General features: G+C 69.2%; 10 protein-coding genes. 7 read left to right on the top strand and 3 right to left on the bottom strand.

The genetic code is table 11. From position 1 onward, the window contains the following. Nucleotides 1-101 precede the first annotated feature (101 nt). The 6 genes from NDI65_RS00130 to NDI65_RS00105 all read left to right on the top strand — a co-directional run bounded on the left by NDI65_RS00130 (nucleotide 102) and on the right by NDI65_RS00105 (nucleotide 10,150). Nucleotides 102-2,453, top strand: coding sequence for a DEAD/DEAH box helicase (locus tag NDI65_RS00130; protein WP_089777633.1), 2,352 nt, complete (start codon nucleotides 102-104; stop codon nucleotides 2,451-2,453). A gap of 127 nt (nucleotides 2,454-2,580) precedes the next feature. Further along, a complete protein-coding gene (locus tag NDI65_RS00125; RefSeq protein WP_089777632.1) occupies nucleotides 2,581-3,738 on the top strand; it encodes an alpha-1 4-glucan-protein synthase in 1,158 nt (385 codons plus the stop codon). A gap of 124 nt (nucleotides 3,739-3,862) precedes the next feature. Then, nucleotides 3,863-5,026, top strand: coding sequence for an iron ABC transporter substrate-binding protein (locus NDI65_RS00120; RefSeq protein WP_089777631.1), 1,164 nt, complete (start codon nucleotides 3,863-3,865; stop codon nucleotides 5,024-5,026). Nucleotides 5,027-5,038: 12 nt separating this feature from the next. Beyond that, entirely contained in the window at nucleotides 5,039-6,634 is a 1,596-nt protein-coding gene (locus tag NDI65_RS00115) for an iron ABC transporter permease (protein ID WP_089777630.1), read from the top strand. Next, nucleotides 6,624-7,796 (top strand): ABC transporter ATP-binding protein, encoded by a 1,173-nt coding sequence (locus tag NDI65_RS00110; protein WP_089777629.1) that lies wholly within the window; start codon nucleotides 6,624-6,626, stop codon nucleotides 7,794-7,796. The genes NDI65_RS00115 and NDI65_RS00110 overlap by 11 nt, the downstream gene beginning before the upstream one ends. 2 nt (nucleotides 7,797-7,798) lie before the next feature. Beyond that, nucleotides 7,799-10,150 carry a glycosyltransferase family 39 protein gene (locus NDI65_RS00105; protein ID WP_089777628.1) on the top strand — a complete coding sequence of 784 codons (2,352 nt, stop codon included), beginning with the start codon at nucleotides 7,799-7,801 and terminating at the stop codon, nucleotides 10,148-10,150. Between the two features lie 72 nt (nucleotides 10,151-10,222). Here the strand turns inward: NDI65_RS00105 and NDI65_RS00100 are convergent, their stop codons facing one another. The 3 genes from NDI65_RS00100 to malA all read right to left on the bottom strand — a co-directional run bounded on the left by NDI65_RS00100 (nucleotide 10,223) and on the right by malA (nucleotide 16,413). Further along, nucleotides 10,223-11,521, bottom strand: a complete 1,299-nt coding sequence (locus NDI65_RS00100; protein ID WP_193310944.1) for an MFS transporter — start codon at nucleotides 11,519-11,521, stop codon at nucleotides 10,223-10,225. Between the two features lie 282 nt (nucleotides 11,522-11,803). Continuing rightward, nucleotides 11,804-14,278, bottom strand: a complete 2,475-nt coding sequence (gene gghA / locus NDI65_RS00095; RefSeq protein ID WP_310893049.1) for a glucosylglycerol hydrolase — start codon at nucleotides 14,276-14,278, stop codon at nucleotides 11,804-11,806. A 95-nt stretch (nucleotides 14,279-14,373) separates the two neighbouring features. Continuing rightward, a complete protein-coding gene (gene malA, locus NDI65_RS00090) occupies nucleotides 14,374-16,413 on the bottom strand; it encodes an alpha-amylase MalA (protein WP_310893047.1) in 2,040 nt (679 codons plus the stop codon). Nucleotides 16,414-16,587: 174 nt separating this feature from the next. Between malA and NDI65_RS00085 the strand changes: the two genes are divergently transcribed. Further along, on the top strand, nucleotides 16,588-21,123 hold the full coding sequence (locus NDI65_RS00085; protein ID WP_310893046.1) for a glycoside hydrolase family 15 protein: 4,536 nt from the start codon (nucleotides 16,588-16,590) through the stop codon (nucleotides 21,121-21,123). The last annotated feature ends 26 nt before the right edge of the window (nucleotides 21,124-21,149 follow it).

The following is a 21,149-nucleotide window of genomic DNA, read 5'->3' as shown; positions in this document are numbered from 1 at the left end:
TTCGTCGGGACGCAGAGAACAAAAGCGGCGCGGCGGGCGTGCCGCGTGCTATCAGTTCCGGCCTGCGACAGCGTTAGGGCGACCACGTCCGCAGTGGGCGTGTGGACGACCTCATCGAGTGGCTCCGGACCAGACCGTACTACGAGGGGCAGATTCGGTCTCACCGCCGGTTCGAGGCGCGCGACCCCGCCTTCGCCGACGTGGACCTCGAACCGCGGTTGGCGTCGGCGCTCGACGACCGCGGCATCGACCGGCTTTACCGGCATCAGGCCGAGGCGGTCGGGGCTATCCGCGACGGGAACAACGTCGTGTTGGCGACGCGGACCGCGAGCGGCAAGAGCCTCGCGTACACCGTGCCGGCGTTCGAGCGGGCGATGGACCACGGCGGGCGGACGCTCTATCTCGGCCCGCAGAACGCGCTCGTCGCCGACCAACTCGACACGCTGTCGGACCTCGCGCACGGTCTCGGCTTCGGCAGTCGCGTCTCGGTCGACCAGTACACCGGCCGGCTGTCGAAATCCGAGAAGCGCGAGGTGAGAAAGCGGATGCCGACGGTGCTGCTCTCGAACCCGGACATGGTACATTACGCGCTGCTCCCGCACGCCCACCGGCTGTGGGAGTGGTTCTTCTCCTCGCTGGAGACGGTCGTCATCGACGAGGTCCACGGCTATCGCGGGGTGTTCGGGAGTCACGTCGCCCTGCTCGTTCGGCGGCTCAAGCGCGTCTGCGAGCGGTTCGGGGCCGACCCGCAGTTCGTCTGCTGTTCGGCCACCATCGGCAACCCCGTCGAACACGCCGCGCGCATCACGGGCGAGCGCGAGGACTCGTTCGCGCTCGTCGAGGAGGACGCGAGCGGGACCGGCGAGACCGACTGGCTCCTCTGGAATCCCCCGGAGTACGACAATCCCGACGCCGGCGGGTCGGGGCGGCGGCGCTCGGGTCACGTCGAGACCAAGAACCTCTTCGTCGACCTCGTGGCGCGCGGCCACCAGACGCTGGCGTTCACCCGCGCCCGACAGGCCGCCGAGCGGTACGCCTCCGAGAGCGCGAGCGACCTCCGGAGTCGCGGCGAACACGCGCTCGCAGGCGAGGTGGCGGCGTATCAGGCCTCGCTGACCCACGACCGGCGACGGGAGATAGAGGCCGGCCTGCACGACGGCGACATCGCGGGGGTCTGGAGCACCAACGCGCTCGAACTCGGCGTCGACGTGGGCGGCCTCGACGTGGTGCTCATCGACGGCTACCCCGGCACGCGGATGTCCGCGTGGCAACAGGCCGGGCGGGCGGGTCGCGGCGACAGGCCCGCGTTGGTCGTCCTCGTCGGCGGCGAGGACCAACTCGACCAGTACCTGATGAACCACCCCGCGGAGTTCTTCGACGGCGACCCCGAACGCGCCGTCTCCGACCCGGAGAACGACCATCTCCTCCCCTCCCACGTCGCCTGCGCGGCCGCGGAGAACTGGCTCTCGACCGACGACGAATCGTACTTCGGCGGGTCGTTCCCCGGCGTCGTCTCCGACCTCGAAGCCGAGGGCACGCTGGCGCGCCGGGAGACCGACGACGGCCTCCGATGGACCCACGACGGGAGCGAGAGCCCGCAGCACGCGATGAGCCTCCGAACCATCACCGACCGCGAGATACAGTTGATGGACTCGCGGAACGACGAGACCATCGCCACGCTGGCGTTCGACGACGCGCTTCGGGACGCCCACCCCGGCGCGGTCTACCACCATCAGGGTCAGACGTACGAGGTCGCCGAGTTGGATTTGGACCGCGACGTCGCCCGGCTCCAACCCACGTGGGCGGACTACTACACCCGCGTCCTCCACGACAAGCACATCACGGTCGAGCGGGACATCCTGTCGAAGCCGCTTTCGGCGCGGTCCGACGTGGAGGTCCGGTTCGCCGAGGTGACGATGCGCAAGCAGATAACGGGCTTCGAGCGCCGCGACCCGAAACGCGGGACGACCGTCGGCCAGCAACTGCTCGACCTGCCGGAGACGAGTCTGCGGACGAAGGCGCTGTACTTCACCGTCCCCGGCGACGTGGAATCGGAGATGCGCGAGCTATCGAGCGACCGCCCGGAGGGCCGCGACTACGGCTTCGACGGCGGCATCCACGCCGCGGAACACGGGATGATTTCGCTGTTTCCGCTCCGACTCCTCTGTGACCGCGGCGACATCGGCGGCCTCTCGACGCCGTACCACGCTCACACCGACCAGTCGACTATCTTCATCTACGACGGTCACCCCGGCGGGGTCGGCATCACGCGCGCCGGCTACGACATCGTGGAGGGGCTGATGCGCCAGACCGCCGACCTGATTTCGGACTGCGACTGCGAGGACGGCTGTCCCTCCTGCGTGCAGTCGCCGCAGTGCGGCAACGCGAACGACCCGCTGGCGAAGGACACGGCGGTCCTGCTGTTGGAGTCGCTGACGGGGACGCGGGCCTGAATCCGGCGGGGCGGTGCGAACCGCCAGCCTCCGCCGACCCGGCGGGTGAAATATCACGATACCGGCATTTCAGGGCCGCTATTCCGAACCAACAGCTATTTTTGGGAACCCTAAATCTATAGGAGCAATGAACGCGGACATCTGCGTCGTCGTCCCGACCATCCGGGAGTACGAGTGCATGCGGGCGTACTTCGATAACGCGCGCGCACACGGTTTCGACCTCGACCGGTTGTTCGTCCTCCTCGTGACGGAGGACTTCTGCGACACCGAGGGGATGGCGTCGATGCTGGACGACGAGGGGGTTTCGGGCGCGGTCTTCGACGAGGCGGCCCGCGAGGAGTGGTACGACGAACGTGATATCTCCGAGTACTCGCACCTCGTGCCGGCGGCGAGCCACGCCCAGACGAGCTTCGGCCTGCTGTACATGTGGGCGCACTCCGAGTTCGACTACGGCGTCTTCATCGACGACGACACGCTCCCCCACGACGAGTGGGACTTCTTCGGCCGCCACATGGCGAACCTCGACCGCACCGACGAGGTGGAGTCGGTGTCGAGCGACGAGCGCTGGGTGAACGTCCTCTACCAGAACGCCGACGAACACGGGCTGTACCCCCGCGGCTACCCTTACTCGGCGATGGACGAGACCGTCGAGACCGGGACGCGCGAACTCCGCGACGTGGTCGCCTCGCAGGGGCTGTGGACGAACGTCCCCGACCTCGACGCGGTCCGCATCCTGATGGACGGCGACCTCGAAGGGCAGGCCCAGACCCGGACCGACTTCGGCGACTTCGACGGTGATTTCGTGGCCGAACCGGGACAGTACCTCACCGTCTGCTCGATGAACCTCGCGTTCGAGCGCGAGGTCGTCCCGGCGTTCTACCAGCTCCCGATGGACGACAACGAGTGGGAGGTCGGCCGCTTCGACGACATCTGGTCGGGCGTCTTCCTCAAGCGCGCCGCCGACGTGCTCGGGAAGGACATCGTGACGGGCTACCCGCTGTGCGAGCACAACAAGGCCGCGCGGCCGACGTTCGACGACCTCAACAACGAGGTTCCGGGGCTCGAACTCAACGAACACCTCTGGGAAGTCGTGGACGCGGTCGGCGACGACGCCGACAGCTACGCCGGCGTCTTCGAGGCGATGGCCGACGCCCTCGCCGACGGCGACTGGTCCGAGTACCGCAACGGCGACTTCTTCAACTACGTCGGCGAGCACATGCGCGACTGGCTGGACTGCCTCGACGCGCTCGCCGCGCCGCGGGCCGCCGCGCCGGCCGACGACTGATTGGCCGACGGCTAGCTGACGGCGCGCGCCGCCGAACAACCCACCGTCGCTCCCTCTCGCGATTCGACCGCCTCGCTCGGCGAATCGGTAGGTATAAATGATTTAGGGAGACCTAAATCCATATATGCACGAACGCGACCGAGAGCTTCGCGGCCACAGTCGCCGCCGGTTCATCGCGACGACGGCGGCCCTCGGGGTCGGCGCGCTCGCCGGGTGTACCGGCGGCGACGAGGAGACGGAGACGACGACCGAAGCCGGTACCAACGAGTCGGTCGGACAGATCGGGTCCGGGCGCTCCCCGTTCGGCGACCGCGAAATCACCGGCGGCGTGTCCGTCACGGAGATGCCGGACCTCTCGGGCGAACTCACGCTCTACTCAGGGCGCGGGCAGGCGCTCGTCGGCGAACTCATCTCCTTTTTCGAGGAGTACTACGACGAGTTCACCATCCGCCCGCGGTACAACTCGGCGGCCGAACTGGTCAACCAGATTCAGACCGAGGGGCAGAACAGCCCCGCGGACGTGTTCTTCTCGGTCAACGCGGGTTCGCTCGGCGCGCTGAAGGACGCCGGTCGCACGCAGGAGCTCCCGAGCGAGGTGCTCGACCTCGTCCGCGACGAGTTCCACGACCCTGACGGGCAGTGGACCGGGACCTCCGGTCGCGCCCGGACCGTCCCGTTCAACACCGACCAGTTCGACGAGTCGGGCATCCCCGACGACATCATGGCCTTCCCCGACACGGAGGCGTTCCGCGACAACATCGGCTGGGCCCCGACGTACTCGTCGTTCCAGGCGTTCATCACGGCGATGCGCGTCCTCGAAGGCGAAGACGCCACGAGAGAGTGGCTGCGGGGGATGCAGGACCTCGGGGTCACGGAGTACAACGACGAGTTCCTCGTCTCGCAGGCCGTCGCCGACGGCGAAATCGGCGCGGGCTTCGCCAACCACTACTACATCCAGCGCATCCTCGCCGGACGACCGAACGCGCCGCTTTCGACCGCCTTCACCGCGGGCGACGCCGGGTCGATTTTCAACGTCGCGGGCGCGCTCGTCCTCGACAGCACCGACGACGCCGAACTGGCGAGCAACTTCGTTCGCCACCTGCTTTCGGCCGAAGCGCAGGACTACTTCGCGCGGACCACCTACGAGTACCCGCTGGTCTCCGGCGTCGACCCCATCGGCGAACTGCCGAGCATCGACGAACTCAGCCCGCCCGAGGGCCTCGACCTGACGCAGCTTTCGGACCTCGAAGGAACCGTGGAACTCTTGCGTGAGGTGGGCGTCCTCTGAGGTAGCTCACTCATGGCGACCGAACAGCAGACGGGGACCGGTGGGGGAGACGACGAGCAACCGCTCGGTCTGACCGTCGCCAGCGGGGCCGTCGCCGCCGCCGTCGTCGTCCCGCTGTTGTGGCTCGTCAAGACCGCGCTCGACGTGGGGTTCGCCGAGGCGGTGTCGCTCGTCACCCGGCCGACGACCGTCGAAGTGTTCCTGAACAGCGCCGTGCTCGTCACGCTCGTCACCGCCGCGTGCATCGGGCTCGGCGTCCCGCTGGCGTATCTCACCGTCCGGACCGACCTGCCGTTCAGGCGCTTTTGGACCGTCGTCGTCTCGCTCCCGCTGGTCATCCCGAGCTACATCGGCGCGTTCGCGTTCGTCTCGGCGTTCGGCCCGCGAGGCGCGTTCCAGCGGCTCTTGGCCCCGCTCGGCGTCGAGTCGCTCCCGGAGATATACGGGTTACCCGGTGCCGTTTTGGTGCTGACGCTCTACACGTACCCGTACGTGTTCATCACCACCCGGGCCGCGCTGAAGTCGATGGACACCACGCTCATCGACGCCGCGCGGACGCTGAACCACAGCCGCTGGGAGGCGTTCAAGCGGGTAACGATTCCGCAGATTCGCCCCGCGGTCGCCGCCGGCTCGCTCCTGACGGCGCTGTACGTCCTCTCGGACTTCGGCACGCCGGCGATTATGCGGTTCGACGCCTTCACCCGCGTCATCTACGTGGAGTTCGGGACGTTCGGCCGCGACACCGCGACGCTCCTGTCGCTCCAACTCATCGCCGTGACGCTCCTCATCTTGACCCTCGAATCGAAGATTCGGGGCGACGAGCGCACGACGACCGGCGGGCGCTCCGGAAGCCCGATGCCGCTCGGCCGGTGGAAGTACCCGGCGCTCGGCTTCGCGGCGCTCGTCGCCACCGTCGCGCTCGTCGTCCCGCTCGGCATCCTCTTCACGTGGCTCGCGCAGGGCGTCGCCGCGACGAGCGGGTCGCTCGCGTTCCAGCCCGAGTACGCGTTCAACTCGGTCCTCGTCGCGGCGGCGACCGCTGGCGCGGCGACGCTCGCCGGCCTTCCCGTCGCGTATCTCGCCGCGCGGCACCCCTCGCGGCTCAGTTCCGTCTTCGAGCGCGCGACCTACGTCGGCTACGCGGTTCCGGGCGTCGTCCTCGGGCTGGCGCTCGTCTTCTTCGGAAGCTCGTACGCGACGCCCATCTATCAGACGCTCTACCTCCTCGTGTTCGCCTACGTCATCCGTTTTCTCCCGCAGGCCATCGGGTCGCTCCGGGCGTCGTTCCTCCGGGTCGACCCCGCGCTCCCGGAGGCGGCGCGGACGCTCGGCGAGACCCCGTCGGGGGCGTTCCGTCACGTGACGCTTCCCCTCGTCGCGCCCGGCCTGTTCGGCGGCGCGGCGCTCGTCTTCCTGACCACGATGAAGGAACTGCCCGCGACGCTCCTGCTGCGCCCCTCGGGGTTCAGCACGCTCGTGACGCACATCTGGACGGCCTACGAGCAGGGCTACTTCGGCCAGGCCGTCGTGCCCGCGTTCATCCTGCTTTTCGTCTCCGGGCTCTCGATGCTCGTTATCATCACCCAAGAGGGATACGATGTCAAATAGCACACTCTCGACCACCGACCGCTCGAACCGCACGGAATCCACCGGCTCTGAGGCCGACGACGCCGACGCCGCCGGCGTCCTCGAACTCGACGGCGTCTCGAAGTCCTACGGCACCGAGTCGGTCATCGACGACCTCTCGCTCAGCGTCGAGGAGGGCGAAATCCTCACGCTGCTCGGTCCCTCGGGCTGTGGGAAGACGACGACGCTCCGGCTCATCGCCGGACTCGACCGCCCCGACGGGGGCGAGGTCCGACTGAACGGGAACGTCGTCTCCGGTGGCGACACCTTCCGCGCGCCCGAGGAGCGCGGCGTCGGCGTCGTCTTCCAGGAGTTCGCGCTGTTCCCGCACCTCACCGCGGCCGAGAACATCGCCTTCGGGCTGAAGGACCTCAGTGAGTCCGAGCGCGACGAGCGCGTCGCCGACCTCCTCGACCTCGTGGGACTGGAGACCCAAGGCGAGAGCTACCCCGACGAACTCTCCGGCGGCCAGCAACAGCGGGTCGCCCTCGCCCGGTCGCTCGCGCCCGAACCCGCCATCCTGCTCCTCGACGAACCCTTCTCGAACCTCGACGTGGACCTCCGCGTCCAGATGCGCGAGGAGGTCCGACGCATCCTCAAGGAGGCGGGCGTGACGGCCGTCTCCGTCACCCACGACCAGGAGGAGGCGATGTCCATCTCCGACCGCGTGGCCGTGATGAACGACGGCGACCTCGAACAGGTGGGCGAGCCCGAGCAGGTGTTCCAACACCCCGAATCGCGGTTCGTCGCCGGCTTCCTCGGCTACGCGGGGTTCCTGCCGGGGCGCATCGCGGGCGACGTGGTCGAGACCGAACTCGGGACGGTCGGCCGCGACCAGATTCACGGCCTCGCGCCCGAGTACGACGACACCGACATCGACATCCTCGTCCGCCCCGACGACGTGTCGGCGCATCCCTGCGACGGCGGCGGCGACGGCCACGGCGAGGTCGTCGGCAAGCGCTACCTCGGCCCGACCATCCTCTACGAGGTCGAACTCCACGGCGGCGACAACCTGCTGTGTATGCACAACCACGACGAGACCGTCCCGACCGACGGCTGCGTCGAGGTGACGCTCGACGCCGGCCACGAACTCGCGTGGTTCCCGCGCGAACAGCGCCCCGAGACCGGCCTCTACTCGGACTGAGGATGGGTCGGCGAGACTCGAACTCGAACACCGGCTGGTCGCTCCCCCTCGGCGGGCGGGTTCGAGCCGCCGTCCGCCGCCTCGCGTTCGATTTCGATTTCACCGTCGACATCGACCGTACCCGGACGCGGCGGCGACTCGCCGCGCTCTGCGTCTCGCTTTGCGTCGGCCTCGTCGTGACGTGGCTCGCGGTCGACCTCTTTCCGTACCACACCGTCAACGACGACGAGGGCGTCTACCTCACGCAGGCCGCGATGCTCCTCGAAGGCAAGCTGTTTCTCTATCCCGGGGGACTGACCGAGGCCGTCAGGCCGTGGTTCTTCGTGGTGCAGGAGACGCCGAGCGCGCCCGGCGGCGTCCAACTCTACTCGAAGTACTCGCCGGCGGTGCCGGCGCTGTTCGCGGTCGGCCTCGCGTTCGGGCTTCCGAACCTCGTGTTGGGAGCCGTCGCCGCGACGTCCGCCGCGCTGGTCTACATCCTCGCGGCCGACGCGTTCGACCGGACGACCGGCGTCGTCGCGTCGGGCCTGCTCGGCCTCTCGCCGCTGTTTCTGCTCACCTCGGCGACGTTCCTCGCGTACGCGCCGACGACGATGCTCAACCTCGGGTTCGCCGTCTGCTACGTCCGGGCCGCCCGCCGCGACTCCTCGGGTTACGCCGTCGTCGCCGGCGCGCTCGTCGGCGCGGCGTTCTTCGCCCGGCCGTACACCGCCGTCCTGTTCGCGCTGCCCTTCATCGCCCACTCGCTGTGGGCGCTGGCGACCGCCCGGCGCGCGGGGACCGGCTGGGTCGTCTTCCGCCGGTACGTCGCCATCGCGCTCCCCGGCCTCGCGTTCGTCGGCCTGACGCTCGCGTACAACGCCGTCGTGACGGGCGACCCGCTCACGTTCCCGTACATCGCCTTCGCTCCGCGGGACGGCATCGGCTTCGGCGAGCGGGCCATCCTCGGCTACGAGGTCGTCTATACGCCCGCCATGGGCGTCGAGACGGCCGTCGAAGCGCTCGACATGCTCGCGACGCGCTGGGGGCCGATGGGCTGGCTCGGCACCGTCGCCGCGGTGTTCGGTCTCGGCGTCACCGCCCGCCGCTGGTGGGGCCACAAGACCGGCCGGAACCTCCGCGGGAGCGCGAGACGCCGCCACCACGGACTCGGCGGCCGAGACCGCGCGTTCGCCGAACTCTCAGACGACGCCCTCGCCTGCGTCGTCGCGGGCGTGTTCGCCTCGGTGCTCGTCGGCAACGCCGCCTTCTGGGGGACGCACAACGGCCTCCGAAACGGCCTCATCGACCTCCTCGGCCCGTTCTACCACTTCGACGCGCTCGTCCCGCTCGCGGTGTTCGGCGCGGCCGGCGTCGTCGCCGGCGCTCGACTCCTCCGCCGACTGGCCCATCGCCGCTTTTCGGCCTCGGAGGCCCGCGGCGTCGTCTTCTCGGTGCTTCTCGTCTCGGCGCTGTTCGCCGGCGGCGTGACGGTCGGAGCAGTCGAGGACCCCTACGACGAAAACCGGCTCCGAACGGAGAACCTCGCGGCGACCTACGAACCGCTCCTCGACGCCGGCTTCGAACGGCCGCCGCTGACCCCGTCTGTGCCGGGCGTCGATGCCGGCGGTGTCGGGAGCGGTGACGACGGCATTGGCGTCGCCGGTGACCCGGCCGCCGCGGGCAACGACACGAAGGTTCTCGTCTTCCACCCCGACCCCTACGGCGACTGGTCGGCCCATCCCTTCCAGACGCTCCGCAACGACCCCGGCTTCGACGGCCCGGTGGTGTACGCCATCGACGGCGGGGCCGAACGGGACTTCGCGGTCCTCGACGCGACGAACCGGACGCCGTATCGATTCACCTATCGGGGAGCGTGGACCGGAGCAACCGAGTCGGTCGAACCGGAACTGACCCGCCTCGACGTGCTCGCTGGCGAGCGGGTCGACGCGACGACGACGCTCGGCGCGCCCGCGGGGGCGAACACGGCGTCGGTCCGCGTCGAGACCGAGGAAGGGTACGCCCGCTACGACGCCGCGACGGCCGAGAACCTGACCGTCGAGTGGTCGCTTTCGCCCGACGGCGTGGCCGTGACGAACCGCCCGCTGGCCGCCGGTCCCGAGCGACTGTCGATTCCGCCCGGCGCGAGCGAGGTCGACCTCGCGGTGACCTACGTCGGCGACTTCGGCGAGACGGTCACGTACCGACAGACCGTGTCGGTCGCGCGCTCGGGCGGCGAGGTGCGCGTCGTCTGGCCGCCGGAGACGCGCGTCTGCCGGCTGACCACCGACTGCGGGACCGAAGGCGAGTGGGTCGCCCCCGACGGCGACTACCTCGACGGCGTCTCGGTCGAGACCGACGCGCGCGTCGCCTGAGGCGAGCGTCGAGAGCCGGCGGCTCGCGGGCGGTGAGTGTCGGGTGAAAAATGAAACGTCGCGGTCGGCGGCTCAGTCGTCGGCCGGGCCGGTCGAGCCCGACGAGCCGAGGAAGCCGTCCACGGTCGCGCGCTTCGCGATGTGCGGGCGGTAGACCCACGCGTTCAGGAGGACGATGGGAACCATCGTCGCCGCGACGAGCGCGTAGCCGACGTGCAGGTTCGGCAGGAGCACCGAGGAGTAGACGAGCGGGTAGGTGATGCCGCCGATGGTGCCGACGCCGCCGACGACGCCCGCGACGGCCCCGGAGCTGTTGGGGAACATCGCGGGGACCTGCGCGAAGATAGCGCCCTCGGCGAACGCGCAGGCCATGCCGACCATGAAGCCGGCGGCCACCGCGATGAGGACCGTCCCCGAGAGGCCGGCGAGCGTCATGACGAGCATGGAGACGACGATGAACGACAGCGCCACGAACGTCCACTGTTCGCGGTAGCGACCCTTGAACACGGGCAGGATGTCCATCTCCCTGCGCGCCAGCACGTCGCTGACGTAGCCGCCGATGGGACGGAGCAGGCCGGCCGCGACGGAGAACGTGGCCGCGAACGTGCTCGCGAGCACGAGGTTGTTGGTGTTGAACGCCTCGCGGTAGTAGGTCGCGAGCCAGCCGTTCATCGAGAGTTCGAGGCCGAAGCTCATGACGTAGGCGAGCGCGAGGGCGACGGTCCCGTACCGGGTGGCGGTGTGGACCCACTGCTTGAGCGTCGCGTTGTCGGCGGTCGCCTGCCGGCGCTCGTCGTTCGCCGCGGCCTCGCCGAGGAGGTAGTAGGCGACCGCGAGCAGAATCGAGACGATGCCGGTGTAGAAGAACGCGGCCCGCCAGTTGGTCTGGAACAGCGGGCCGCTCCAGTCCGCCCCGAACACGCGGGGCAGGATGAGCGCACCGCCGGCGGCCCCGGCGTTCCCGATGCCGGCGTAGATGCCCTCGGCCATGCCGAGGTTCTCCTCTTCGAACCACTCCGAGACGTGCTGGATGCCGATGACGAACGTGATGCCCGCCGTGGCGACGATGAGGCGCTCGACGAAGAACACGGTGTAGCTCTCGGCGAAGGCGCTCGCCATCGAGAACACCCCGACGTAGCCGAGGACGATGGCGAACACCACCGGCGCGCCGAACTTATCCGAGAGCCAGCCGGTGAGGATGCGGCCGAAGGGCGCGAGCCAGATTGCCGCGCTCGCCAAGATGCCGATTTCGGCGAGCGAAAGCCCGAACTCCTCCGCCATCGGCCCCGTGAAGGGCGCGAACGAGAACCAGATGAGAAAGGAGAAGTTGAACCCGATAGTGGCGAGAAGGAGCGTTCGCCACTTGGTCATCTTTACGAGACCCATACAGCAACCTCCGAAATAGGAGCACAATCGTGTACAATCCTACCGTTCTTCTGCATTGGTTTGAACATCATGTAGCGGATAGCACAGAGACATCATAGAAAAGTACTGTCCACAATTCTCCATAAACACTTACCGAGTGTTTAGAGAATTGAACTAGATAAGGAGTATATTACCCATATTATCCGATAATATACCGAGTTTCACTATGGACATACGTCCAAAAACACTCGGAGAGTATGAATCTGGTGGTGAGTTCTCTCCCGTCGGCTACGGGTCGCGCCGCCAGACGACGGCCGCCCCGTTGGCGAGTTCGACCGCGAGCGGATTGGAAGCGGCGGTCGAACCGTCTGGTTCCTCGACGCCGGGAGCGACGAGCGCCGGCTCCCAGCCGTCGGTCGGGACGGCCGGCGCGTTCGCGTCCCCGGCCGCGTCGTCGGCGAGGGTCGCGGGCGACACCTCGACGGGGACGCCCTCCATGTTGGCGGCGAAGAGCAGTTGTTCGCCACCGGTCGAGTCGGTCGCGTCGCCCCTGTCCGGCGCGGTTCGGAAGCCGTAGTAGAGGACCGTCCCGTCGGTCGGGTGGCGGTAAGTGAAGTAGTCGTCGTCGGCATCGAGGTCGGCGAGGAGCCACGGGCGGTCGTGACGGAACTCGCGGGTTTCGAGGCGGAAGGCGGTCCGCTCGTCGTCCTGTTCGTCGCGCCAGTGGCCGAGGTTCGCGAAGTCGTGCACGTCGCGCATCCACGCGTAGCCGTAGGCTTCGAGGTCCGCGGCCGAGAGGTCGTCGCCGAGCGGTTGGTCCATCGCCGAGAGCATGGCCGCCATCACGTCGAGGTCGTAGTCGGTCGCGCCGACCGCCGACGAGAGGGCGTTCATGAAGGTCAACAGTCCCTCGCGGGAGTCGAAGCCGAGGTCCTTCACGCGCCGGAAGAAGCGGTCGTCCTCGAAGTCCTCGTCGCGCACCTGCCAGTAGCAGAACTTCGACTCGTCGGAGACGACCTTGACGTTCCACGTCGGGTCGGTGTCGCGGACGAACCCCCACGGCGCGCGCATGTTGGCGTGGACGAAGTCCATCGGGACGCCCGGCAGGAAGCAGTGGAACAGCATCGACGATGCGGCGTTGTCGTACGCCTCGCTCAGCGTCTCGGGGTAGTCGTCGCCGAGGTAGGGGTTGACCGGCGACTGGTTGAACTCGACCGTCGGGTCTATCTGCGTCCCCCGGCGGACGGTGTCGTGGTTGGCGACGCCCGTCAGCCAGTTGCCGCCGAACTCGCCGACCTCGCGGACGCGCCACCACTTCGTCGCCCAGAAGGTGAGAAGCGCGGGGGTGTTGTGGGCGAAGGTGATGGGCGACCACTGGAACGAGTGGGGGTGTTGTTCGATGAGCGCCCGGTACGAGGAGGCGAGTTCCCAGTCCTCGCGCGGCCACGGCCGCCCGTCCTCGTAAATCATCCACGGCCGGTACTCCGTGCCGGCGACCTCCTGCGTCACGCGGTCCATCTCCGCGAGGAAGTCGTCGTCGTGGTACATCTCGCCCGTCTCGGGGTCGTGGGAGGTGAAGTCCTGCGCGCCGTCGACCCGGATGCCGTCGGCACCGAAGTCCATCTTGCGCTCTTGCATCTCCAAGAAGACGGCGCGCGCGGTCGGTTCGGTGTAGTCGAGGTGCTTGCCGTACATCCCCGGGCCGAGGACGTACCGGTCCGAGAGGAGTTCCGCGCCGCGGTTGTCGGCGTGGCCGAGCGCGATGTCGAAGACGACCTTTATCGGTCGCGGGAGGTCGTGGCAGGCGGCGATGAAGTCGACGAGTTCGTCCGGGCGGCCGGTTTCGAGGACGGCCGGATTCGGCGCGGAGAAGGCGCTGACGACGATGTCGTAGCCCCAGTTTATCATCTCCGGGCGGGCGACGTCGACCGTCACCTCGCCGGCCGAGCCGTCGGCGACCGCCCAGAAGTCGTGTTCCGCCTCGTTCTCGGTCAACGGCTCGACGGGCATCAACTGAATCCCGTCGTAGCCGGCGAAGGCGCGCTCCCACGGGGCGAGGTCGTCGCCGGCGCGCTGTTTCGCGGCGATTCCCTCGTACACCTCGGCGAGGCCGGCGAGCGACCCGCGTTCCGTGGCGGTTCCGGGGTGGATTTCGAGCATGCTCGTCGCGGGGTCGATACGCGGGAGGCCACCGTCGTCGGTCGTGGCCACCCGCTCGTCGTCGGTGCCGAGCGCCTCGAAGTAGGCGCGGTCGGCGCGGGTCTCGTCCAGCCTGTCGAGGTCGTACACCTCCGCGGGCGCGAACGCCCCGAACGGAACCGAGTACGCGAGGGGGTCCTGAACCGTTCGCTCCTCGCCGTCGTCGCCCTCGTAGACGAGACGATAGAGCGCGCCGAGGGTGTCGCGCGTGCCGGCGCGGACGCCCTCGACGGCCGCCCAGTGGTACTCGCCGACCCGACGCGTCGGGACGCGGTGGCGGTCGAACGTCACGCGCCGGTGGTCGGTCTCGCCGGGGTCGAGGTCGGCCGGCGGCGTCAGCAGTTCCAGTTCGACGGCGGCCTCCGGCACGCCGTCCTCGACGAGGTCCGGCGTCCAGAAGCCGAACTCGACGACCTCGTCGCGGCGGTGCGCGCCGAGTTTCGTCGTCAGCGTCTTGGCGGCCGAGAAGTCGTCGTCGCGGCTCTCGACGACCGACTCGTGCCACGAGGCGAGGTCGTCGGTTCGGTCGGCGTGCAGGGTCGGCGTGGGGGAGTTCGTGCTCATGGTGTATCGGGTCGGTCGGGTCGGACGGAATCGAAATCGGAGGTGGAGTCGAAATCGGGGGACTACGCGAAGTTGAAACGGGACGTATGCGGACGTTACGCGAGCGGGCAGACGACCACGTCGTCGACGCGGACGCCGCCCTCGGCGGCGACCGAGTCACCGGAGACCACGTCGGTCGCGTCGACGTCGAGGTCGCCGACGTCGACCGTGGTCGCGCCGGGCGCGAAGTTGAGCGCACAGAGGTACGAGCCGTCGTCGTGGTCGCGGACGAACGCGACCGCGCGGTCGGAGTCGGCCTCGTAGTCGATGCGGCGGAACGTCCCGTCGTGCCGGAGCGCGGGCGTCTCGTCGCGGACCTCGATGAGTCGCTCGTAGTGCTCGCGGACGTCGTCGCGGGCGTGGTCCCACGCGAGGGCGTCGCGGCGGCCGCGCTGGCCGATTTCCTGCCCGCCGTAGACCATCGGCACGCCGGGGAGCGTAAACAGCGCGCCCGCGGCGGCCAGCGCCTCGTCCTCGCCGCACTCGACGATGTAGCGCGTCTCGTCGTGGTTTTCGAGGTAGAGCATGAACGACGCGTGGTCCGGGAAGCCGACCTGCGTCCGCTGTTCGATGGCGTCGAGGACGCGCTCTGCGGGTTCGTCGCCGCGGCCGACCTGCCGAAGGGTGAAGTACAGCGTCGTGTCGAAGTGCATGTCGAACATGCCCTCGTGGAAGTCGGCGATGTAGGGGATGGTCTCGTCCAGAAGCAGGAACTCGGGGTCTTTCGCCTTCACGCGGTCCCGAATCTCCTGCCAGAACGTGTCGGGGACGGCCCACGCCATGTCACAGCGAAAGCCGTCGACCACCTCGGCCCACATGTCCACCGCGTCGAGCAGGTAGCGCCGGACTTCGAGGTTCCGGTGGTCGAAGTTGGCGATGTACTCCCAGTCGAAGTAGGTGCCCGGCTCGCCGTTCTCCTGCCACTCGTACCAGTCGTAGTACTCGGAGTCGGGGTTCTTGTAGGCGTCCTCGAAGAAGGGGTGGGCGCGCGCGGAGTGGTTGAGCACGAGGTCGAAAAGCACCTTCATGCCGCGGTCGTGGGCGGCCTCGACGAACCGCTCGTAGTCCTCGCGGGTGCCGAGGTCCTCGGCGACGTCGTAGAAATCCACGATGTTGTAGCCGTGGGGCGCGTGGTCGTTCTCCAGAACGGGCGTGAGCCACAGGCAGTCGACGCCGAGCGATTCGAGGTAGTCGAGCCGCGTTTCGAGCGCCTCGAAGGTGTTGTCGGCGTCCTCGACGTCCGAGGCGTAGCCGCGGACGTAAATCTCGTAGAGCGTCACCTCTTGGGCCCACTGCGGCGGGTCGTTCGGCCGGGAGACGGAGACGGACGCCTCCTGCGCGCCGGAGCCGTCAGTGTGGCCCGTCACGTCGGCCCGTACCGCCTCCGTCTCCGCCTCGGCGACCCCGCCGTCGGCGATGGCCTCGCGTTCGACGGTCACGGTGTCGGGGACGCTGTACGTCTCGTCGAGGGCGACGGCGTGGACGCGGAGCCGGTCGCCAATCGCCGAAAGCGGGACGCGGAGCTCCCAGCCGTCGGTCTCGACGGCCGCGTCGTCCACCTCGTCGCGGTCGTCGACGACGAACTCGACCACGAGGTCGTCGCGGTCGGTGTCGCTTTCGGGGTTCGGGTGCGGGTCGGCGCGGACGACGACGACGCCGTCCTCGACGGTCGCGTCGAGCCTGATGCGCGGCCGACCGCCCCGTCCCCGCTGGGCGTCGCCGGCGCCGCTTCCGGAGCCGGACGCGCCGCCGCTGGACCCCGTCGGGCGCGCGGAGCCGCTCTGTCCGCTGTAGCCGCTCATCCCGCTCATCCCGCTCGCGCCGCTCCTGACCGAGCCGGCGGGCAGGTAGGAACCGGGGAAGACGCGGACGGTGAGCGTGTACGTCACGTCTGGCGCGTCGAGTTCGACCACGTACCGCCCGGCCGCGTCGGGCGTGAACTGCACGACTGCGGTGTCTTCGTCGAGTTCGAGGCTACTGGCGACCGGCGCGCTCCGAACCCGCCACGAGTAGTCTGCGTCGGGGTCCGGGTCGCGAGGCGCGAGTTGTACCGACTCGCCGACAGCCATGAACTGCGGCGGTCCTGGGTGTTGCATACTCACAATCAACGTGCCGGGTGACTTTGAGTTTACCCCTGACGTGACCGGCGTTCCGGTGAGAGACGGGTTCTACCGAGTCGCGCCGGCGTCTCCCGAATTCGTCGGTCTACAGGCATAAATGATGGCAAACGGGCGGCCAATACTTATGGTTCGGGACCCTCGTCTACCTCTATGCGACTTCGGACCGCGTTAAACGAATACAAGCGCGACCGGGGCGGACGCTTCCCAGAGGAGTGCCAGACCTCGGACGGCGCGTTTTCGGGTCACGGGGACCGACTCGTCTACGTCGGCCTCGACGGCTCCCTCCGGGACTACTCCGCTTCTCTTTCGGGCCTCTACGGCATCGACCGCTCTCGGTTCGGCATCGAGACGGACGGCGAGACGCACTGGTTCGACGAACTGGAGTCCGTGCGACAGCACTACTACCGGGAGACGAGCCTCGTCGAGACCGAGTACGACGCCGGGGAGTACACCGTCCACCAGTACGACCTGACGCTCGGCCGCGCCCACGTGACGCACGTCGAACTCCGCGGTGCGATTCCCACCGACGCCCACCTGACGGCGTTTCTCACCTTCGCCCCCGAGGGCCGAGAGACGCGGGTCGGCCGGCTCATCCACGAGGCCGGCGGCCCGAACGACACCCAAGCGGTCGAGGTGTTCCACCGAAACGAACACGACTACGTCACCGCGTCGACCGGCCTCACCGACGTTCGGGGGCAGATTCCCGAGCGGTTCGACGAGATTCTCTCCGACGACAGCTTCGACTTCCCGCGGGAGGCCGTCCTCGACCGCTACGAGGACACCCACCTCTCGGGCGACGTGGTCGTCAGCGCCCCGCTCGAACAGGAGGGCCGCGCCGCGCGAACGACGCTCGTCACCCAGCTTTCCGACCACAACGAGATGGCGCGGACCGACGCCCTCGCCGACCTCCGACACTGTTCGGTCCAGCACGCGACCGCGGACGCGCTCCGTGGGGCCGCCCGCGAGCAGGCCGAGGTGTCCGTCCCCGACGGGACGCCGCGCGAGCGAATCGTCCGCGCCGACCTCCGGGCGCTGTCGCTTCTGACCGCCCCCAGCGGCGCGCGCATCGCCGGCCCCGAGTTCGACCCGTTCTACGCCCACTCCGGCGGCTACGGCTACACGTGGTTCCGCGACGACGCCGAGGTCACGCAGGCGCTCGCGCACGCAGACGACGCCTTCGGCCTCGGCCTCGGCGACCGCCTCGCGACGAGCGCGGCGTTCTACTGCGAGACGCAACTCGAAGACGGCACGTGGCCCCACCGCGTCTGGGCGGTCGACGGGACCGTCGCTCCGGGCTGGGCGCACGGCCGCGTCGAGGGCACCGGCGACGAGGAGTATCAGGCCGACCAGACGGCGAGCGTCGTCGCCGCGCTCGCGTCGCTCCTCGCCGAGCGCCGCGACGAACTCGACGACGAACTCGTCGGGCGCATCCGCTCGACCGTCGCGGCGGGCGTCTCCGGACTCGATAGCAGTCTCGAATCCGACGGGCTCCCGAAGCCCTGTCAGAACGCGTGGGAGAACATGAGCGGCCGGTTCACGCACACGACCGCGACGTTCCTCCAAGCGTACGCCACGGTCGCCACCGCGCCCGTGAACGACGACCTCCGGGAGCACGCCGCCGAGCAGGCGACCGCGGTGTGCGAGGGGCTCGACGAGCTCTGGTCCGACGAGCGAGAGGTGTACGCCCTCCGAATCGACGGGAACGGCGGCCTCGACGACCGCCTCGACTCGTCCACGTTCGCCCTCGTCGACGCCGTCGACGCCTACGCCGACGTCGGAGAGGTCGACTCGAAGACCGCCGACCGGCTCGTCAAGCACATGGCCGCGACGCTGAAGGGGCTCTATCGGAACCCCCGCGGCGACGTAGCCGGATTGGTCCGGTTCGAAGAGGACTACTGGCGCGCCGACGGGCAGGACGGCGAGAAGGTCTGGTCCGTCTCGACCGCGTGGGGCGCGAACGCCGCCGCGAAGTTCGGCGTCCTCTGTGACCGCCTCGGGAAGGACGGCCGCCGCTTCGTCGAGCGCGCGACGAACCTCTACGAACTGCTCCAGCCCGACGGCCCCTTCACGACCGACGCGGGCTACCTCGCAGAGCAGGTGTTCGACGACGGGGGCTTCGACAGCGCGACGCCGCTGGGGTGGCCCCACGCCATCCGCATGGAGACGACCGCCATCCTCGCCGACATCGACGCGCTCCCCGCGCCGAAGCCCGCGCCGACCGGCCCGGAGAACCGGCCGCGGTGGACGACCGGCGAGAAGTACGGCATCGGCACCGTCGCGGACCACTACGCCGACGACCCCTCGCGCGTCTGGTTCACCCTGACCGAGGGCGCGCTGACCGAGGTCCGCTTCCCGCGGGTCGACCTGATGAACCTCCGGACGCTCGACTTCCTCGTCGTCGACGCCGACCCGGACGACGAGTACACCGCGCGGACCCACAACGAGACCCGCCGCGACGACCACGCCGACACGGTCGAGCGCCGGGCCGAAATCGTCGACGACGACGCGCTCGTCTTCCGGCACGTCGTCACCGAGACGGGCGACGGCCGCGGCCACGAGTGGGAGCTCACCGTCGAGTACGTCCTCGACCCCGAACACGACGCGATGCTCGCGGACGTGCAGTTCGTGTCCATCGACGGCGACGACTACGAGCTGTACACCATCGCCGACACGGCGCTGGCGAACACGGGGACGAAAGACCGCGGCATCCGCCTCGGCCAGCTCGGGAGCTACCACCTCGTCGCCCGCGACGCCGGCGCGTTCGACGCCGGCGACGGCCACGAACCGCTCCTCATCGACCGGGACGGCAGGGAGTACAGCGTCGCCATCGCGCTCACCGCCGCCGGCCGCTTCGAGTGGGCGACCGTCGGCGTCGCCGGCTCGCGGTACCTCGCGGACTTCTTCTCGAAGGGCGCGCTCCCGAGCGCCCAAGAGCGCGTCGACGACGAGAACGTCGTGCTCGTCGGGCGCATCGGCACGGGCGACGAGCTCGGCGAGACGCTGGCGCTCGGCTTCGCCGAACACGCCGACACCGCCGCCGCGCTCGGCGAGGCGGCCGGCGCGCTCACCCGCGGCTACGAGACGGCCCGGTCGGCCTACGTCGACTCGTGGGCCGACTTCCTCGCCGACAAGGAACTCCCCGGCTCCGTCGCCGCCGCCGACGACCTCGCCGCGCAGTACAAGACCGCGCTCATGAGCCTGCGGGCGGTCGAGGACAAGACCTACCTCGGCGCGGGGCTCGCCTCGCCGTCGGTCCCGTGGGGCGAGGCCGTCGCCGCCGAGGAGCCGAAGGGGTACGGCTACAACTTCGTCTGGTCGCGCGACCTCTATCAGGTGTTCACCGTCTTCGAGGCCGTCGGCGACGTCGAGACGGCCATCGACGCGCTGGAGTACATCTACACCTACCAGCAGGACGACCGCGGCTTCATCCCGCAGAACACCTACCTCAACGGGCGGACCCGCTGGGGCGGCGAGCAGATGGACAACATCTCGTTCCCGCAGGTGATGGCGTACATGCTCCACGAGCGCGGCGTCACCTTCGACGACGTGGGCTACGGCTACGAGAACGTCAAGCACTCCGCGGACTACGTCGCGCGGAACGGGCCGCCGACCGCACAGGAGCGCTGGGAGGAGGAAGCCGGCTACTCGCCGTCGTCCATCGCGGCCGAAATCGCCGGTCTCGGCTGCGCGGCGGCCATCGCGCTCGACGAGGGCCACGCCGAGGACGCGCTCGTCTGGCTGGCGCTGGCCGACGACTGGACCGAGCGCGTCGACGACTGGACCGCGACGCGGACCGGCACCGACCGCAACACGCACACGCCGTACTACGTCCGCATCACCCGCGACGGCGAACCCGACGCCGGGCACCTGCGGACGCTGGCGAACAACGGGCCGACGCTCGACGAGCGCGAGATAATCGACGCGGGCTTCCTCGAACTGACTCGCCTCGGTATCAAGCCCGCCGACGACGAGATAATCCGGAACTCAGTGAAGGAGGTCGACGAGACAATCCGCGTCGACACGCCCCACGGGCCGGCGTTCTACCGGTACAACGGCGACGGCTACGGCGAGCGCGAGCGCGACGAGGAGGGCGCGCCGTGGTCCGTCGACGCCAAGGGGAAAGGTCGGCTCTGGCCCATCTTCACCGGCGAGCGCGGCGAGTACGAACTGCTCGCGGGAACCGAGGAGGGCGACCTCGCGCCGGACAACCTGCTGCGGACGATGGCCGCCTTCGCCAACTCCGGCCGCATGCTCGCAGAGCAGGTCTGGGACCGCGAGCACGCGACCGACTACAACTGGGAGTTCGGCGAGGGCACCGGCAGTGCGACGCCGCTGGCGTGGTCGATGGCCCAGTACGTCCGCCTCGCCCACGGCGTCGACGCGGGCGAACCCGTCGAGACGCCCGCGTTCCTCCGCGAGCGGTACGTCGAGTCCGACCGCCCGGACGGACCGTCGCTCCGCGTGAGCACGCGCTTCAAGGGCGACAAGCTCGTCGTCTCGGGGCAGACCGACGCCGCCGTCGTCGCGGTCAAGACGCCCGGCGAGACCCGACTCGTCGAACCCGACGGCGAATCGTTCGAAGTCGAAGTCGCCATCGAGTACGGCGAAAACCAAGTGACGGTCGCCGCGGCGACCCACGAGGACCTGACGAAGGCCGGCACGACCGTCTCGCGCTTCACGCTCTGAGGCGGCGCGACCGACCGGCCGCCGAC

Source organism: Haloferax sp. S2CR25 (assembly GCF_031624535.1).
In the GTDB taxonomy this organism is placed as follows: domain Archaea; phylum Halobacteriota; class Halobacteria; order Halobacteriales; family Haloferacaceae; genus Haloferax; species Haloferax massiliensis.
The sequence above is the reverse complement of the archived record's forward strand: the minus strand, read 5'-3'. Positions and strand labels throughout refer to the sequence as shown.

What these genes read in the sequence shown, in the direction of transcription:
- NDI65_RS00125 (WP_089777632.1), top strand. Translation starts at nt 2,581, where the DNA reads ATGAACGCGGACATCTGCGTCGTCGTCCCGACCATCCGGGAGTACGAG.
- NDI65_RS00120 (WP_089777631.1), top strand. Translation starts at nt 3,863, where the DNA reads ATGCACGAACGCGACCGAGAGCTTCGCGGCCACAGTCGCCGCCGGTTC.
- NDI65_RS00115 (WP_089777630.1), top strand. Translation starts at nt 5,039, where the DNA reads ATGGCGACCGAACAGCAGACGGGGACCGGTGGGGGAGACGACGAGCAA.
- NDI65_RS00110 (WP_089777629.1), top strand. Translation starts at nt 6,624, where the DNA reads ATGTCAAATAGCACACTCTCGACCACCGACCGCTCGAACCGCACGGAA.
- NDI65_RS00105 (WP_089777628.1), top strand. Translation starts at nt 7,799, where the DNA reads ATGGGTCGGCGAGACTCGAACTCGAACACCGGCTGGTCGCTCCCCCTC.
- NDI65_RS00100 (WP_193310944.1), bottom strand. Translation starts at nt 11,521, where the DNA reads ATGACCAAGTGGCGAACGCTCCTTCTCGCCACTATCGGGTTCAACTTC.
- gghA (WP_310893049.1), bottom strand. Translation starts at nt 14,278, where the DNA reads ATGAGCACGAACTCCCCCACGCCGACCCTGCACGCCGACCGAACCGAC.
- malA (WP_310893047.1), bottom strand. Translation starts at nt 16,413, where the DNA reads ATGCAACACCCAGGACCGCCGCAGTTCATGGCTGTCGGCGAGTCGGTA.
- NDI65_RS00085 (WP_310893046.1), top strand. Translation starts at nt 16,588, where the DNA reads ATGCGACTTCGGACCGCGTTAAACGAATACAAGCGCGACCGGGGCGGA.